Here is a 16,203-nt window from a genome sequence, read left to right as displayed (position 1 = left end):
GACAAGGAAGTAAAATGAAATTTGTATCAATTGTAATGGGAAGTAAAAGTGACTACAGTATTATGACAGAGTGTGCAGAGACACTGAAAAAGTTTGGTGTACCGTATGAGCTTATCATCTCTTCAGCACACAGAAGTCCAGAGAGAACAAAAAACTACATTAAAGAAGCTGAAGCAAAAGGTGCACAAGTGTTCATCGCAGCAGCAGGTATGGCAGCACACCTTGCAGGCGCTTTAGCAGCATCTACGACAAAGCCAATACTTGGCGTACCTATGGAAAGTGGACCACTTAAGGGAGAAGATGCCCTACTTAGTACAGTGATGATGCCAGCAGGTATGCCTGTGGGTACCCTTGCCATAGGTAAAGCAGGGGCAGTGAATGCTGCATATTTGGCTATACAGATCATGGCATTGGCTGATGATGAGTTAAAAGTAAAACTTCAAGAAGATAGAATTTCAAAAGCGAAAAAAGTAGAGCTTGATTCTTCTGAGATAGAAACAATACTTTAATATAAAGAGATATATAAATGAATAAAGATGCTATCACTTTCAGTGAACTACTACTCAAACTACAACAATTTTGGGCAGAGCAAGGATGCAACATCGTACAGCCGTACGATATCCCTTCTGGAGCAGGGACATTTCACCCGGCAACACTGCTTAAAAGTTTAGACTCCAAACCTTGGTCAGCTGCGTATGTAGCACCATGTAGAAGACCTACAGACGGACGTTATGGTGAAAACCCGAACAGACTTGGGTCTTACTACCAATTTCAGGCACTAATCAAGCCTAGTCCAGATAACATTCAAGAACTTTATTTGAAGTCTTTGGAGTATTTGGGACTGAACTTACAAGAGCATGACATCCGTTTTGTAGAAGATAACTGGGAGTCTCCAACATTGGGTGCCTGGGGTCTTGGTTGGGAAGTATGGCTTGATGGTATGGAAGTGACTCAGTTTACTTACTTCCAGCAGGTAGGTGGTATCGCTTGTGATCCTGTAGCTGTTGAGATCACCTATGGTACAGAGCGTTTGGCAATGTATCTGCAAGGTGTTGAGAGTATCTTTGATATCGTTTGGAATAAAAATGGTGATGAAGTGACTACTTATGCAGATGTACATAAAGAGAGTGAGTATGAATTCTCTAAGTACCACTTTGAGGTAGCAAATGTAGAAAATCTGTTCCAACACTTTGAAGATGCGAGTAATGAATGTAAAGTTTGTTTAGATGCTGGGCTTCCTCTGCCTGCGTATGATCAGTGTATGGTTGCTTCTCATGTATTTAACGTCTTAGATGCTAGAAAAGCTATCTCTCAGGCGCAGAGACAAAATTACATATTGAAAGTACGTGAACTTTCTATTGGTTGTGCTCAGTTGTATAAAGAGCAGGAGTCTGAGCGTAATGCTCGTGTTAAAGGATAAATCCTTTCATGGCTCTTGCTCTTTTTGTCACTTTGCACTGGGCATGCAAGTGCGTTGGCAGGCGTGCCAAAAGTACGTTAATCATGCTTGCAAAGTGACGCTTTTTTGTCTACTTTTTATTAAAAAAAGTAGAGAAAGAAGTAAGCATTTTATAAAAGTTGGAAAGACTTATTTATAATCCAAACTGTGAACTTGGTATTCTCTTCATTTTTTTAGAAAAAACGAAGCAAAAAATCGTCGTGGCTCTCGAATCGCTTTGCTTTCAAGGGCGTTCGCCACGACAGGCACACTATCGTGTGATTGATAAGAGGTTTATTAAAAAAGTAGAGAAGAAAACATGCATATAGGAGAGTTTATGAAACTTAAAGAAATTTATAACTTTTTAGATAAGATTAGCCCCTTTGAACTTCAGGAAAAATGGGATAACTCCGGACTGATCGTAGGTGATATGTCTAGGGATGTATCACAGATCGTGGTGGCATTGGATATAGATGACGAGATGATAGAGAGTACAAAAGAAGATACCCTTTTTGTGGTGCATCATCCTCTTATTTTTGGGAAAATGACACAGCTTGATTTTTCTAAATATCCTTCTAACTTAATTGAAAAAATGATACTGAAAAGGCAGTCACTTATTGCCCTGCATACTAACTTTGACCAAACCCATCTCAATAAGTACGTATTTGAAAAAGTTTTGGGTTTCAAACTGGAGACAGAAAATGCTTTTGTTTGTACTGCAAAAGGCAAATGGCATTATAAGGAACTTCTTGCGCTTCTCAAAGAAAAATTAAATTTACCTACACTTAAAGTTATAGGGAAAAAAGAGATCATCACTTCTATCGCGTTGACGACAGGGGCAGGTGCTTCACTTATGGATGAGGTGGAGGCTGATTGTTTTCTGACAGGGGATATTAAGTACCACGATGCGATGAAAGCGATGAGTGAAGATTTGATGATGGTAGACATCGGACACTATGAAAGTGAGAAGTTTTTTGCAGAGATAATTTTGGATGAGTTGAAAGTTTTACCTCTTTTAGCTATAATTTCAAATTCAAAAAACCCATTTCATATTGAGACAATATAAAGTATGGGTTAAATTTTTCAAGATTACCCTTGAGAACCCCTAAAATCCAAAAGGACAGAGATTGAACAAACACTTAAATGAACTGATAGAGCTTGCAAAAAATGATCAAGCGATTGATAGCTATAACCCACAACTTGAGGCTGCAGATAAAAAGATAGCAAGAGTACAAAAGAAGACCGATGCAGCACAAGGTGAACTTGATGAGCTTACAACTGCTATTGCTGACAATGAAGAGAAAGTAAAAGGTTTTGAAGAACAATTGGTATTGCTTAATGAACAACTTGCTTCAAATGCAAAAAAATTGAAAGAGATCTCAACAGAAAAAGAGATGAAAGCACTTTCTCTTGAAGAAGATATCGCTAAAGAGAAGATGACATTTGCAAATGAAGAGATAGAGAGACTTCAAGGTATCAATGAAACAAAAACTGCACTTCTTGATGAAGCAAGTGAAAAAGTGAATACACTTACCGCTGATTTTAATACGATCAATAAAGAAGTATCAGCTGAAAAATCAGAGATCGAAAAAAGTAAAGGTGAACTTTTTGTAAAAAGAGAAGAACTTAGCAGAAACATTGAGCAAAAGGTACTTTCATTTTATGAAAAGATCCGTATCTGGGCTGGCAATACAGCGGTAGTGCCTGTGAAGAAACAAGCATGTTACGGATGTTACATGAAACTCAATGACAAAACTTACTCAGAAGTGATCAAAGCGGATGAAATTGTAAATTGTCCTCACTGTGGTAGAATTCTCTATATTGAGAGTGTAACTGAAGAAGTATAGGGAGAGCGTTGAGCGTTGAGCGTTGAGCGTTCAGAAGAATGGAGCTTAGGCTCCTAATTTTGGAGGCAGAATTGTTTTTTTTCATCTACAGTGTAATTTCCTTTGTTCTTTATTTGGTAGCATTCCCTTTTCTAATACTATTCTCCTTTAAGACAAAATACAGAAATTCTATTCCAGCAAGATTTTTCTTATGGAACAACAAACCTTTAAAAGCTAATGGTATCTGGTTTCACTCTTGTAGTTTTGGTGAAGCAAAAGCCATAAAACCTTTGGTAGACGTATTACCAAGGGATATCCTTCGTATGAGTACAACGACACAGACAGGGTTTGAAGCTATCAATGCATATACGGAAGAGAGTAGGTATCTTCCTTTTGAACCTTTGCTTTTTTCTTGGCTAAAACCACAAAAAGCACTGGTGGTGATGGAAGCAGAGTTTTGGTATCTGCTTTTTGCTTTGGCAAAAGGCAGAGGAGCAAAAACTTTGCTTATCAATGCACGCATGAGTGACAGGTCTTTTCCAAAGTATCAGAAGATAGAGTGGCTGTATAGACATATTTTTAAACATATAGATGAAGTCTATGCCCAAACAGCTAAAGACAAAGAGCGTTTAGAGTCTTTAGGTGCACAAAATGTAGTAGTGACAGGTAATATCAAACTCTCAAAGCTGCCTGCTCCTACAAAAGAACTGGAAAAACCATCAGGTTTACTTCTTTGCGGTGCAAGTACACATGAGGGTGAGGAATCACTTATCTTGGAAGCTTTTTTAGCTTTGCGAGAAGAGGAAAAAGAGGCGAAACTTATCTTGGCACCACGACATCCTGAACGTTTTGATAAAATAGCAAAGATGGTAGTAATATTTGCCAAAGAGCATGAACTTAGTATGCAAAGATATTCACAAAATGAATCTATGCAGAGTGATATCATACTCTTGGATGTTTTAGGTGAATTAGTGAATGTCTATGCCATTAGTGATATTGTTATACTGGGTGGTGCATTTAAGCCTATAGGTGGGCATAATGCAGCAGAGGCAGCACAGTTCGGATGTAAGATCATTTCGGGTAAACACTACTTCAATCAAAAAGATATTTTTGATGCCGTAGAAGGTATAGCAGTAGTTGAAGCTTCAAATCTTTCAAGAAGGGTGTTGCAGTATGGTTTACTGAAACCTACAAAGATAAAAAGTAAGAGTGATATTACACCTATTATAGAAAGTTTAAAAAGTGTTCTATAATATAGAGGGTGAAAAGGTAAGTATACGTATAAAGGCGCAACCTGCTGCAAGTAAAAATGAGTTTTGCGAAATATATGGCGAGGATGCCATAAAGATACGTATCAAAGCACCGGCAGTAGAAGGTGCTGCAAATAAAGAGTTAGTAAAATTTCTTGCAAAAAGTTTTAAAGTCTCAAAAAGTGATATACTTTTTAAAACAGGACAAAACAGCAAGATTAAAATAGTGGAATTTCCACTAAGTGATAAATTTAATGAATGGATAAAATCTAATTATCAATAGATTTTATAAAAGCGACTAGTTGCGTGAGCCTCCTGCTGAAGGAAACTTAGCGTTAGCGTAGTAAAGATGGGCTTTGCCCATTTTACGTATTATTTTATAATAAGGATAGAAACAAATGGCTACAGATAAAGCATATAAAGTATTAGCACTACAGCAGGGTATATCAAATAATAAAGCAAAAGATCTCATAGACAGAGGACTTGTCTTTGTTGAAGATAAAAAAGTAAAGATAGCAAGAGCCGAGATACACACAGATACTATCTTTCGTATAGAGTATCCTGATGATATAGAGATACTTTATCAGGATGAAGATATCATAGCCATCAATAAGCCGGCTCAGGTAGACTCTTATGACATTCAAGATGCCATAGACGGTGCAGAGCTTCTTCATAGACTCGACAGAGATACTTCTGGAGTATTGTTGTTAGGGAAGAATAGAGCGTTCATAGAACGTGCCATTAAAGAGTTTAAAAACAGAAAAGTAGAAAAGCATTATGTGGCATGGGTAGAAGGAGTGCTTTATGAAAAAGTGGAGATAGATGAGCCTATCTTTACAGTTAAAAAAGGTAAAGCATTTTCTATGATAGACCCGGTACGTGGCAAAAAAGCACATACCATAGTAAAACCGGAAGAGATACAGGGTAAAAAGTCTAAAGTAAATATAGAGATCACTACAGGAAGAACACACCAGATCCGTGTACACCTTGCAAGCATAGGACATCCCATAGTAGGTGATGAACAGTATGGTAGCCGTACGCAAGCCAAACGTGTGTTGTTACACTCTTCAAAGATGAAGATACTTGACTACGAATTTAATGCCAGAGAGCCAAAAGAGATCGCTCAGTATAAGTAGAAAAAGGAAGTGTTACACTCCCTTAAGATTGGGACCATACTCATTTTCTCCTGCTTGACTATCAGTTACGAAGAAGAAGAGTAGTACCAGTACACCTAGTATAGGGATCAATATAATCAAATACCACCACCCGCTTTTTCCAATGTCATGTAATCTTCTAACACCAACTCCTATTTGCGGAAGCAGTATAGCCAAAGTAAAAATTACAGAAAGTATGCCGCCCTGTGCAGCCTCTTCCGGAGTCATTCCCAGTAAGGGATTAACCGCATAGGTATCGATAAGAGTTAGTACGATACTAATGATCACAGAGAAGAGAATAAAATACCAATAGTCACTCCGTGTTGCTCTACCCTTGAAGTCCGCATATCTATTCTTGACAGTATCAAGAAAGTAGTGATTAAATTTTTCCATGAAAGATCCTTTATTTTCCAAAAATTCTTTTGATAAAATACATTTATATTGTACCATTTTCATTAATGGATACTGTAAAAAAATATAGTTATATAAAAGCTAATTATATGTATACTGGTTTATATGACATATTTACAAAGGATATAAAAATGAAAACTACAAAACTACTACTTGTTACTTCTGCTATTTGCGGAATGGTTATTTTCTCAGGGTGTGCTACAGAAAAAGATATAATGCTTCAAGAAGGACACTCTTTAGCCTATGCGGATGGGTTTGATGATGGATGTCACAGTGGTAAAAAAGCTGGTGGAAATATGTTTGAATCGTTTAAGAAAGATGAGAATCGTTTTTCCAAGCATAGTAAGTATGCACAAGGATGGTCTGATGGATTTAGACAGTGTGAAAATGAACAAGAGGCATTGGATAGACAGATACGTATGAGCCAAGAGCAACAATTACTCACTGAAGAACGAAAACGTAACAATCAGATGGATACATACCACTTAGAGCAACAAGCATTCAAAGGTATCAAGTACGATCCTAAGTTACTCAATAATCTTAAATAAGTCATTTTAAAACAATATGTTTGATTTTCTCAATAGATTTGGATTACCGGTTAAATATGCTGTCCTTTGTTTCGCTGGAGGGTTTTTGGGTGTTTTTCTTGCAAAAACATTTGGTTATGGCAGCGATACGATAAATTATATTTCTACTCCTATAGCTGCAGCAGTTGGTGGTGCAATAGGTGGATGGCTTCGCCAAAGAAAAGGAAGAACAGATTAAGGGTATATCTTACAGTATCAATCTGCTTGCAAGTCTAGTGACCATGATGGTAGGTATCTTAAATATGGATACCTTTGCCTTAGGTGCCATCGGATTTCTTGTCTGGGCTATCTCTCCCTATCTGTTTGCTGCATTCTTGACAAAACGAAGTACTCATCATGCAGCAATTCTAATGGTCACAGGAGTTTCATTCATCTTAGCAATAGGCGGTATTTTCCTGCTCATAGATGCGATGTATATCCATCAGGATGCACAAAGTGCATTGGTTTTTGTTGTGATACCGATGTATCAATGGATCATACTTTTTATCACAGCATTACCCCTTTATCTCATCAATAAGAAATAACTCTTATTGATAGTTAATAAACTTAGGCATCTTCACTCCACTAACAGACTCCAACCCTAAAACTTGTTTTGGAGTCATTAAATGAGGTTTGTCTTCATCAAAAAAGAGTTTAAATCATACCCTATGCCAGCACCGGGATCCTGATGGATTGTCCTGGATAGATCTTGTCAGCATCTTTGATCACTTCAAGATTGGCTTCTACGATCAATGGATATTTTGCTCCATCTTTATAGAAGTCTGTAGAAATAGCCCAAAGAGTATCTCCTTTTTCAATAGTGTAAAACACCGGTTCCGGAATATCTCTTGCATTAGTTGCTGCGATGATCTCCGGACTTACCAGTTCATCGGCATTTACATTAGCCACACCCTCAACATTACCTGCAATGAGGATCGCTTTTTCTCTTGTAGCTATATCATTTGCTACACCTGCAAGCGTTACAGTATCATCATCTACTGCAACAACCAAACCTGCGACAGGAAGCTTCGTAAAAGAGTCTTCTATCTCTTTTTTGATTGCTGCAGCATTATTCCCGTGACCAAGCAACTTTTTTCCTGCGTCAGATAAAAAACTAAACATACCCATTTTATTCTCCTTTTTTTGTTAAAACTGTTCTATTATTTCAATGTAGAAATATAAATAGAAACTGCCTCGATAGTTGCATCATCCATTGAAGCAACTTGACCTTTCATGAGGTTACCCATGCCTGCTACATTGATCGTTCCTGCTTTGTATCCGTTTATTTTAGTAACCAATTCTTCTTTGGACTGACCAGCGATCTCCGGAGACTTTCCAAGTGCTTTAGTCTTACCGTCTGCCCCATGACATCCTGCACATTTAGCATAGGCTTCTTTGCCGGCAGCATCTATGATGCTATCTACAGCACCTGCTACAGCTGTTCCTACAGCTTTTTCTGCACTGTCAACCGCTTTAACCGCTGCTTCTTTAGTTGTTTCAGCAGCCTCTTTGGTAGCTTCGACTGCTTTATCTGCTACTTCTTTTGTACTCTCTACAGCTTTGGCAGTAGCTTCAGAAGCTGCCTTCTTTGAGTCTTCTCCACATCCGACAAACAGTACTGCTGCTGCAATAACTGATAACATTGTGATTTTTTTCATTCATTCTCCTTTTTTTGTAATGACACAAAGTATAACTCGAAAAAGTCTGTAAAATGTGACATTTAAAAAAGAGTAATTTACTAAATGAATTAATTTGTAAATTCAGATAAAAAAGAGTAGACTAAAAATGTCACATTTTGCGGACATTTTAAAGCTATACTTTTTATAGTCCACAATGATAAAATTGAAAAAATAATAAAAAGATCGTAATGCTAAAAACTATATTCATTATTTTATCTCTATTTTTTACTCTTGCACAAGCAAAAGAGTTAGATAAAGTCTCTTTACAATTAAAGTGGAAGTACCAGTTTCAATTTGCAGGATTTATAGTAGCAAAAGAGAAAGGCTTCTATAAAGATGTTGGTCTTGATGTCAATATACAAGAGCATAATAGCTCAATAGACACATTTAAAGATATGCAAGAGGGTAAGATTCAATTTGGAGTTAGTGACTCTGCTTTGATACTTGAATCTATAAAAGGTACACCTATTGTGGGGCATCCTACCTGTATATCAAACATCTCCATATGTATTGATGAGTAAAAAGTCATCTGGAATCAAGAGATTAAAAGATTTAAATCATAAAAAAATAGCACTTTATGATGATATAAATGGAATAGCGATCAGCTCTATGTTAAAAGCGCATCATATACAGTTTATACGAAAACCTGTAGCATATAAACTGGAGAAACTTAAAAATAATGAAATAGATGCAATGATCGCTTATGGTTCAAATGAACCTTTTGTTGCTCAAGAGATGGGTATGGATGTATCTATCATTAATCCCAATGATTATGGTTTTGAAAGATATGGAGATATCTTATTTACATCTACCAAAATACTTGACACACAGCCTGAACTTGTAGAAAGAATGTATCGGGCAAGTAAAAAAGGTTTTGAATATGCATTTTCACACATAGATGAAGTAGTTGAGCTTATATACACTAAATATAATACACTGAATAAAAGCAAGGAAGCTCTCTATTATGAAGCAAATACTTTAAAAAAACTGACAGGTCTTGGTGAAAATTTTGGGGTCTTCAGTAAGGAAAAGATAGAGAGTATCGCTTATATTTACAGTTACACAGAATTGGGGAAATATGATTTAAATTATTTAGATCATTTTATATATAAAACTAAAGCAGTAGATATCGATCTGACACAAGAGGAAAAAAAGTATTTACAAGAGAACCGTGTCACATATGCAGGTGATCCAAATTGGCTACCTTATGAAGCTTTTACGAAAGATGGGAATTACATAGGTATCATAGCTGATCATATCGAGATTATTGAAAACAGACTCAATATCAAGTTCGATAAAGTCATCACGGAAAATTGGTTAGATACTTTGGAACTTTCAAAGACTAATAAGGTTGATATTATTTCCGGTGATGCTGCAGATGCTGTTTTAAATCAAAATTATAAACCGATTGATACCTACATCAAAAATCCTTTAGTGATAGTTACAAATAAAGACCATGAATATATTTTAGATCTAAATCAAATAAAAGATAAAAAAATAGCATTTATTTCCGGTGCTGGTTATAGTGCTGATATTGTAAAAAAATATCCAGATATCAAGTTTTTAGAGTGCGAAACCCTGCAGAGTGGATTGCTCGGAGTCAAAACTGGTAAATATGATGCTTTTATAGGTTCATTGACTATGGTTGAATACACTATCGTTAGCATGGGCATAGAAGATATCAAAATTGCAGGACAGACAGATATAGTGATGAATGTAACCCTTTTTGTAGATAAGAATAAGCCACTCTTGTACTCTATACTCAATAAGGTCATGAAAACGATCTCAGCAAACAGGCAACATGAGATCATATCAAAATGGAGAGACAGTAATGTTAAAAAGGTTATTGATTATACTTTGGTATGGCAGATCTCAATACTGTTTTTTATATTGACTTTAATAGGCCTGTTTTTCACACTTTTACTAAGAAAAAATAATAAAAAGTTACATGCGTTACTCAATTCAACTATTGAGGGAATGGTGATCTCTAAAGATGGTATTTGCCATACAGCCAATCAACCGGCTATGGATCTTTTTGGATATAAAGATAGTGATGATACAAAACAGCTGCATATCCTGGACTTTGTATCTGAAGAGTCAAAAGAACTGCTCAAAAGTAAAATAAAAGACAGTACTACTGCTCCTTATGAAGCTATTATGAAGAAAAAGGATGGAAGCCTGTTCCCCGCTTTAGTAAAAGGGATCAATCTGGGGGATGGGAAAACACGAATCTCAACAATTATTGACCTGACAAAGCTAAAGCAGGCCGAACAGCAAACCCTCTACCTTTCAGAGCGTATGGAGCTGGCATTTGACGGAAGCCGTGACGGTCTTTGGGATTGGAATCTCATAGAGAACTCTGTCTATTTTTCACCTCGATGGAAAGAGATGCTAGGTTACAGGGATGATGAACTTGAAAATAGTTTTGATACCTGGCAGTCACGTGTTCACCCTGATGATTTAGAGGAAGCACTAAAAAATATAGAGTCATGCGTAAAGGACAAAGAAAAGGTATTTGAAAATAAACATCGCCTTAGACATAAAGATGGGCATTGGGTATGGATCTATGATCGTGGGAAGGTTCAGCGTGACAAAGACGGAAAAGCGATCCGGATGATCGGTACACATACAGACCTTACAACAGAGATCAATTTAAGTAACGAGCTTAGTGAATTGAATAAAAACTTGGAAACACGGGTAAAAGAGCAGGTAGAAGAGCTTGACCGTCGACATATATTTATGGCACAGCAAGCCAGACTGGCAAGTATGGGAGAGATGCTCAGCAGTATTGCACATCAGTGGCGACAGCCACTTAATTGCATCAATTCTGATGTTGCTGTGATCAGCAGTATCATGGCACGAGATACAATTGATCAGGAAATGCTACTATCACAAATAGAAAAAATAGAGAACAATACTCAATATATGTCCGACACAATTGAAGATTTTTCCAACTTTTTCCGTCCTGACAAACAAAAGACAGAGTTTATGCTCCATGATACCGTAAAGAGTGCCTTGGAACTATTGGCTCCACGTAGTAAAAATATAGAGATAAACACGGTATTCAATAAAGATACAGAGGTATTATCATTCAAGGAAGAGTATCGTCAAGTTATACTGATCATTCTGAACAATGCCATAGATAACTTTGAATCCAGAAAAACACAAAATCCAAAGATAGATATTATTATTAAAGAACATGATAATACGACATACCTCTCCATCTGTGATAATGGAGGAGGAATAGACAAGGACAAGATCGACCGTATTTTCGAGCCTTATTACACGACTAAATTTGCCAATGAAGGTGTTGGTCTGGGACTTTATATGGGAAAAATGCTTATTGAAGACAGCATGCAAGGTAAACTAGAGGTCAAAAATAAAAATGATGGTGCCTGCTTTGAGATAAGAGTCCCCAAAGGAGTAGAAAATGCATAAATTGACACTGTTGTATGCTGAAGATAATCAAGAGAGTAGAGAAAACTACGCTTTTGTGCTTAAAGACTATTTTCATGAAGTCTATACGGCAAAAGACGGTAGAGAAGCATTGGATATGTATTATGAGAAAAAGCCTGATGTTTTACTTTTGGATGTTAGTATGCCAAAGATGGATGGTCTGGATGTTGCAGCAGCTATACGTGAAGAGGATGAAGAGACACCCATCATCATGCTATCCGCCCACTCAGAACGTGAGAAACTGATGCGTGCCGTCCCACTTAAACTTGAAAAGTATCTTCTTAAGCCCATCAATACTAAGCTGTTGCAAACTACGATGCTGAATCTCATAAATAAATTACAATATAAAGATACTGTTCAACTCAAAGAGGGCTTGTCTTGGAATAAGATGAACGAGAGTCTAAGTTATCAGAAGCAGCAGATTAAACTTACAATAAAAGAGAAATTACTTATAGAGCTTCTCAGTACGACTCTGGGGGATTATTGTATACGCAATACACTTATCTATCATGTATGGCATGATGAGATACCAGATGCATCTCATGACAAGAAATTAACAAAACTTGTCTCTCGGTTAAACAAGAAAATTATGATTGAAACTGACTGTACTACAGCACTTATAGAAAATAGTTATGCATTGGGCTACAGGTTAGCTATAGCAGAATAATAAATATAAAAACCAAACAAATATTATTACTTTTCTGATAAATGTCGCATTTCGAAGACATTGTTGAGATATACTTGCCGTTGAAATTTAAAATCACAAGGAATAAAATGAAAAAGTTTAACCTTTCATTAGTAGCAGTTTTGGCAATGAGTACATTTGCAATAGCAGGTGGAGATATCGCTCCAGTAGAAGAGCCAGTAGTAGTAGTAGAGCCAGTAGTTGAATCAACAGGTGCATTCTATCTTGGTGCAGCGTATGGTCTTTTAAGTGCAGATGCTGAAGAAACTTTCCCTGGTGGAAACTTAACTTATGATACACAATCTGATGACTTTTCTCAGTTTATGCTTCAAGCAGGTTATAAATTTAACGATTATGTAGCTGTTGAAGGTAGATACTGGATCGGTATGGATGACAACTCTTGGGATCACCTAGTTCATGGTGGTGTAACAGCTGAGATCGATACATGGGGAATCTATGTAAAACCAATGTACCCGGTAACTGAGTCATTTGATGTTTATGCACTTCTTGGTTATGCAGATGCTGATTATACAATTTCTGGTTCTGGTTATACATTAGATGCTGATGCATTTGATGGTTTCTCTTGGGGTATCGGTGCAGATTACTCTTTCACAGACAGCGTTTCTGTATTCGTAGACTATGTATCATTGTATGATGACACATATGTTAACAATGCTGGTAACAATGTCGACTTTACTATCGACACTTGGAACTTTGGTGTAGCTTACAATTTCTAAGAACCTTTTCTGCTAAGCCTTTGGGCTTGGTAGAGCCACTCCTTAATTTATTGGGAATTATTTCCCTGTCCAGTGGGTCGATACTATATCGACTCATGAAAATAATCTACAATAAGACACGATCCTCACCTACATTTCTACAAATAATAAACAACAAAAAGCATACAATGTCATTACTTTTTTTACTAATGTCGCATTTTACAGACATTGAAAAGGTATGCTAAGTTTATTATTTATATAAAGTGAGAAAAAGTATGTATAGAAAAACCATAGGAATACTCCTTATTATAGGTTCATTTCTTGTCTTGGTTGTAGATAGATTGAGAGATACTGTCTCTACTATACTAGAAAACATAATTTTTGGAAATAGTAAGATGCAGGTAGTTAATGGTATAGGAGGAGATCACTCCTATGGACTTCACATAGATATGCATCTTGAACGGTCTCTGGTCGTTATATTGATATTGGGTATTTTACTTTATATCTCATCAAGAAAAGAAACAGAGTAATTGCATTTGTGAGAGAAAAATATTTGATATAATTTAAAGACATTTCAAAAGGATAATAATGCAATACACAAAAACATTTATCACAACTACAGCTATAGTTACAGGACTTCTACTTACAGCCTGTACTTCCTCTTCTATCAACTCTTATAATGACTACGTATATCAAGGCATCAACTTTGGTTCTGACAGAGATGCAAGTTTTAAAAAAGGTGTGCAGGATGCCTGTAAAACTGCGGATGGTGACTATACTAAAGACCATACCAAATTCAATAGCAATGAAAGTTATAGGATCGGATGGGAAGATGGCCGATTGAAGTGCAAAGGGAAGTAGAGAAAAATGAAGTTTAAAATTAAAAGTATTGTATTGGCTCTGTGTTTGAGCTTTGGTGCATTACATGCAACAGTATCTGACTATCAGGAGATCTATCAGGAAGAACAACAAGAGTTCAATCAGCAGATGAGTGAGGAGATCAAAAAATCTGTCACTACATCTTCAAAAAAAGTACAGGAACTTTACAGAGCGATCAATTATCAACCGGTATGGGTAGATAAAGATTATTTGACGCAATATGCCGAATTGTTGGTACATGAGCTTGAAGGGGATTTCAAGAAAGGATTGCATACAGAACTTGTTGAGACGTACAAAAAACTCTTGCCTGATGATAAAAAGATCTTTGCTTCTGATTCATTGGCACATAGAGTAGAGATTGAGCTGGGGATCATGAAACTTTATGTTTCTCATATCAATGATATCCTCAAAGAGAAAAAAAGTAAACATACGGCTCTTTCTTTGTTGCAACATGCACTTAAAGAGAAGAGTTTGATCCATGCACTCAATGCCATCACTAAAGAGAGGATCGATTATCGTACAGGTAAAGTCGATCAGAATATGACGGTCATTAAAGAGAGTGAGAGAATGGATAGAGATAGCATTACCATGCTTACAAGCGGTGATGATAAAGAGAGACTCAAAGCAATGTATGATCTGCTTAACTTCCAACCGGTCTGGATCACTAAAGCAGGTTTCTCTTCGTATACTAAATCACTCTTTAAACAGATAGAGAATGATATCACTTTCGATAGAAACAGTGTTGCTTATAAAAGCTATCAAGCACTTAAAGTGATCGAAACTCCTGAAGATAAACAGAAGATCGTTGCCTATGAATTTGAGATCGCTAAACTCTATCAGGATTATATGTCACATCTGCTGTATGGAAATATAGATTGGAAAGCATTTCAAGCCAAGTTAAAACATAAAAAGAATGCTGATTGGGTAGTGCATAATGTACTATCTTCTCCTGAATCACTACTAATAGAAGCGATCAGCCATCAGTCATTAGACCATGCATTCAAAGAAGCAACACCTCTTTTTCCTCTTTATGACAAGTTGGTTGTAGCGCTGGAAAAATATCAGGGTATTGTCATTGCTGGTGGATGGGATGCTTTGCCTGATTTTCAAGATCTAAAACCAGGGATGAGTGATCCTGCAGTACCGGCATTAAGAGAAAGATTGACAAAAGAGGGTGATTATATACCTTGTGATGAGACTAATGCTACGGAACGTTATGATGATTGTCTTGTCGAAGCAGTGAAGAAGTTTCAAGCTAGACATGGCTTGGTAAGTGAAGGCTATGTTGGAAAGATGACACGCAAAGCTCTAAACGAGAGTGCCCAAGAGAAAGTTGCTCGAATAAAACTCAATCTTGATCGAATGAAGTGGGTCAAACGAAGTCATGACCGCTATCAGATCTGGGTGAATATCCCTGGGTATACGATGTATGTACATGATGGCGACAAGATGATAGAAACTATGAAAGTTATAGTTGGTAGAAAAGGACACAATACACCTATTTTTTATAATAGAGTTCGGACGATTGTGCTCAACCCATACTGGAGGATCCCGGCAAGTATCATCAGACATGAGATGATCCCTAAGCTCAAAAAGAATGCAAGCTATACCAACAGTAAAAAGATAGAGATCCATACCGGTTACTCTGAACACTCTCCTTTGGTTAACCCCCATAAAGTTAATTGGCATAAGTATGGACGTAAATTACCTCCGTATAAATTTATGCAGTCTCCGGGAACCCATAATGCATTGGGTAAGATCAAATACCTTTTCCCTAACAAGTATTCTGTCTATATGCATGATACCAATCAGCCGAATCTATTTAGTAAAGATATGAGATCTTTAAGTCATGGCTGTGTGAGACTGCATAAACCGGTAGATCTGCTTGAAACCTTCTCAATGATGGATCCTAAAATAGATTTTGAAAAATCTCAAGCAACGCTGGAACATAATAAGAAAACACCATTGAGACTCTCACACTCTATTCCTATCGACATCATCTATCTTACAACATGGGTGAATGAAGATGGTGCAGTAGCGTTCAGAGATGATATCTATGGTTATGATAAATTGCAGTTGACTGCAAGTAAATAATAATTAAAAAAGGATAATGAATGACAAGAATATTTGTAATGGTAATGGC

20 protein-coding genes are annotated in these 16,203 nt (G+C 36.7%); 17 read left to right on the top strand and 3 right to left on the bottom strand.

The window, feature by feature from the left end:
* Positions 1 to 14: 14 nt before the first annotated feature.
* From purE to ACLHDG_RS12145, 7 genes are all read left to right on the top strand, one after another.
* Positions 15 to 509 (top strand): 5-(carboxyamino)imidazole ribonucleotide mutase, encoded by a 495-nt coding sequence (gene purE, locus ACLHDG_RS12175; protein WP_415406514.1) that lies wholly within the window; start codon positions 15 to 17, stop codon positions 507 to 509.
* A 17-nt stretch (positions 510 to 526) separates the two neighbouring features.
* On the top strand, positions 527 to 1,420 hold the full coding sequence (glyQ, locus tag ACLHDG_RS12170; protein ID WP_415406513.1) for a glycine--tRNA ligase subunit alpha: 894 nt from the start codon (positions 527 to 529) through the stop codon (positions 1,418 to 1,420).
* A gap of 355 nt (positions 1,421 to 1,775) precedes the next feature.
* Positions 1,776 to 2,504, top strand: a complete 729-nt coding sequence (locus tag ACLHDG_RS12165; protein ID WP_415406512.1) for a Nif3-like dinuclear metal center hexameric protein — start codon at positions 1,776 to 1,778, stop codon at positions 2,502 to 2,504.
* Between the two features lie 61 nt (positions 2,505 to 2,565).
* Positions 2,566 to 3,285, top strand: coding sequence for a zinc ribbon domain-containing protein (locus ACLHDG_RS12160; RefSeq protein ID WP_415406511.1), 720 nt, complete (start codon positions 2,566 to 2,568; stop codon positions 3,283 to 3,285).
* Between the two features lie 38 nt (positions 3,286 to 3,323).
* A complete protein-coding gene (waaA, locus tag ACLHDG_RS12155) occupies positions 3,324 to 4,517 on the top strand; it encodes a lipid IV(A) 3-deoxy-D-manno-octulosonic acid transferase (protein ID WP_415406510.1) in 1,194 nt (397 codons plus the stop codon).
* Positions 4,507 to 4,797 carry a DUF167 domain-containing protein gene (locus ACLHDG_RS12150; protein ID WP_415406509.1) on the top strand — a complete coding sequence of 97 codons (291 nt, stop codon included), beginning with the start codon at positions 4,507 to 4,509 and terminating at the stop codon, positions 4,795 to 4,797. The genes waaA and ACLHDG_RS12150 overlap by 11 nt, the downstream gene beginning before the upstream one ends.
* Before the next feature lie 115 nt (positions 4,798 to 4,912).
* Positions 4,913 to 5,650 carry an RluA family pseudouridine synthase gene (locus ACLHDG_RS12145; RefSeq protein WP_415406508.1) on the top strand — a complete coding sequence of 246 codons (738 nt, stop codon included), beginning with the start codon at positions 4,913 to 4,915 and terminating at the stop codon, positions 5,648 to 5,650.
* A 12-nt stretch (positions 5,651 to 5,662) separates the two neighbouring features.
* Here ACLHDG_RS12145 and ACLHDG_RS12140 read toward each other — a convergent pair whose 3' ends face one another.
* Positions 5,663 to 6,061, bottom strand: a complete 399-nt coding sequence (locus ACLHDG_RS12140) for a DUF805 domain-containing protein (RefSeq protein ID WP_415406507.1) — start codon at positions 6,059 to 6,061, stop codon at positions 5,663 to 5,665.
* 149 nt (positions 6,062 to 6,210) lie between these two features.
* On the opposite strand from ACLHDG_RS12140, the gene ACLHDG_RS12135 reads away from it, so the two are divergent.
* Genes ACLHDG_RS12135 through ACLHDG_RS12125 form a run of 3 tightly spaced genes read left to right on the top strand, consistent with a single transcriptional unit; the run spans position 6,211 to position 7,190 of the window.
* Positions 6,211 to 6,627: a hypothetical protein gene (locus tag ACLHDG_RS12135; protein ID WP_415406506.1), complete on the top strand. Its 417-nt coding sequence runs from the start codon at positions 6,211 to 6,213 to the stop codon at positions 6,625 to 6,627.
* 16 nt (positions 6,628 to 6,643) lie between these two features.
* Positions 6,644 to 6,844, top strand: coding sequence for a hypothetical protein (locus ACLHDG_RS12130; RefSeq protein WP_415406505.1), 201 nt, complete (start codon positions 6,644 to 6,646; stop codon positions 6,842 to 6,844).
* On the top strand, positions 6,807 to 7,190 hold the full coding sequence (locus ACLHDG_RS12125) for a hypothetical protein (protein ID WP_415406504.1): 384 nt from the start codon (positions 6,807 to 6,809) through the stop codon (positions 7,188 to 7,190). The genes ACLHDG_RS12130 and ACLHDG_RS12125 overlap by 38 nt, the downstream gene beginning before the upstream one ends.
* Positions 7,191 to 7,311: 121 nt before the next feature.
* Here the strand turns inward: ACLHDG_RS12125 and lysM are convergent, their stop codons facing one another.
* Together lysM and ACLHDG_RS12115 are read right to left on the bottom strand one after the other, a co-directional pair.
* Entirely contained in the window at positions 7,312 to 7,773 is a 462-nt protein-coding gene (gene lysM / locus ACLHDG_RS12120) for a peptidoglycan-binding protein LysM (protein WP_415406503.1), read from the bottom strand.
* 32 nt (positions 7,774 to 7,805) lie between these two features.
* A complete protein-coding gene (locus ACLHDG_RS12115; RefSeq protein ID WP_415406502.1) occupies positions 7,806 to 8,303 on the bottom strand; it encodes a c-type cytochrome in 498 nt (165 codons plus the stop codon).
* 209 nt (positions 8,304 to 8,512) lie between these two features.
* Between ACLHDG_RS12115 and ACLHDG_RS12110 the strand changes: the two genes are divergently transcribed.
* From ACLHDG_RS12110 to ACLHDG_RS12080, 7 genes are all read left to right on the top strand, one after another.
* On the top strand, positions 8,513 to 8,845 hold the full coding sequence (locus tag ACLHDG_RS12110) for an ABC transporter substrate-binding protein (protein ID WP_415406501.1): 333 nt from the start codon (positions 8,513 to 8,515) through the stop codon (positions 8,843 to 8,845).
* Positions 8,838 to 11,762, top strand: coding sequence for a PAS domain-containing protein (locus ACLHDG_RS12105; RefSeq protein WP_415406500.1), 2,925 nt, complete (start codon positions 8,838 to 8,840; stop codon positions 11,760 to 11,762). The genes ACLHDG_RS12110 and ACLHDG_RS12105 overlap by 8 nt, the downstream gene beginning before the upstream one ends.
* Positions 11,755 to 12,447, top strand: coding sequence for a response regulator transcription factor (locus ACLHDG_RS12100; RefSeq protein WP_415406499.1), 693 nt, complete (start codon positions 11,755 to 11,757; stop codon positions 12,445 to 12,447). The genes ACLHDG_RS12105 and ACLHDG_RS12100 overlap by 8 nt, the downstream gene beginning before the upstream one ends.
* A gap of 107 nt (positions 12,448 to 12,554) precedes the next feature.
* Complete coding sequence (locus ACLHDG_RS12095) at positions 12,555 to 13,202, top strand: outer membrane protein (protein ID WP_415406498.1); 648 nt, start codon at positions 12,555 to 12,557, stop codon at positions 13,200 to 13,202.
* Positions 13,203 to 13,456: 254 nt separating this feature from the next.
* Positions 13,457 to 13,711, top strand: a complete 255-nt coding sequence (locus ACLHDG_RS12090) for a hypothetical protein (RefSeq protein WP_415406497.1) — start codon at positions 13,457 to 13,459, stop codon at positions 13,709 to 13,711.
* Between the two features lie 58 nt (positions 13,712 to 13,769).
* The gene (locus ACLHDG_RS12085; RefSeq protein ID WP_415406496.1) at positions 13,770 to 14,042 is read left to right on the top strand and encodes a hypothetical protein; all 273 of its coding nucleotides are present in this window, start codon (positions 13,770 to 13,772) and stop codon (positions 14,040 to 14,042) included.
* A 6-nt stretch (positions 14,043 to 14,048) separates the two neighbouring features.
* Positions 14,049 to 16,154 (top strand): L,D-transpeptidase family protein, encoded by a 2,106-nt coding sequence (locus ACLHDG_RS12080; protein ID WP_415406495.1) that lies wholly within the window; start codon positions 14,049 to 14,051, stop codon positions 16,152 to 16,154.
* The last annotated feature ends 49 nt before the right edge of the window (positions 16,155 to 16,203 follow it).

Source organism: Sulfurovum iocasae (genome assembly GCF_047716765.1).
Lineage (GTDB): Bacteria > Campylobacterota > Campylobacteria > Campylobacterales > Sulfurovaceae > Sulfurovum.
This window is presented reverse-complemented; position numbering and strand designations above follow the sequence as displayed.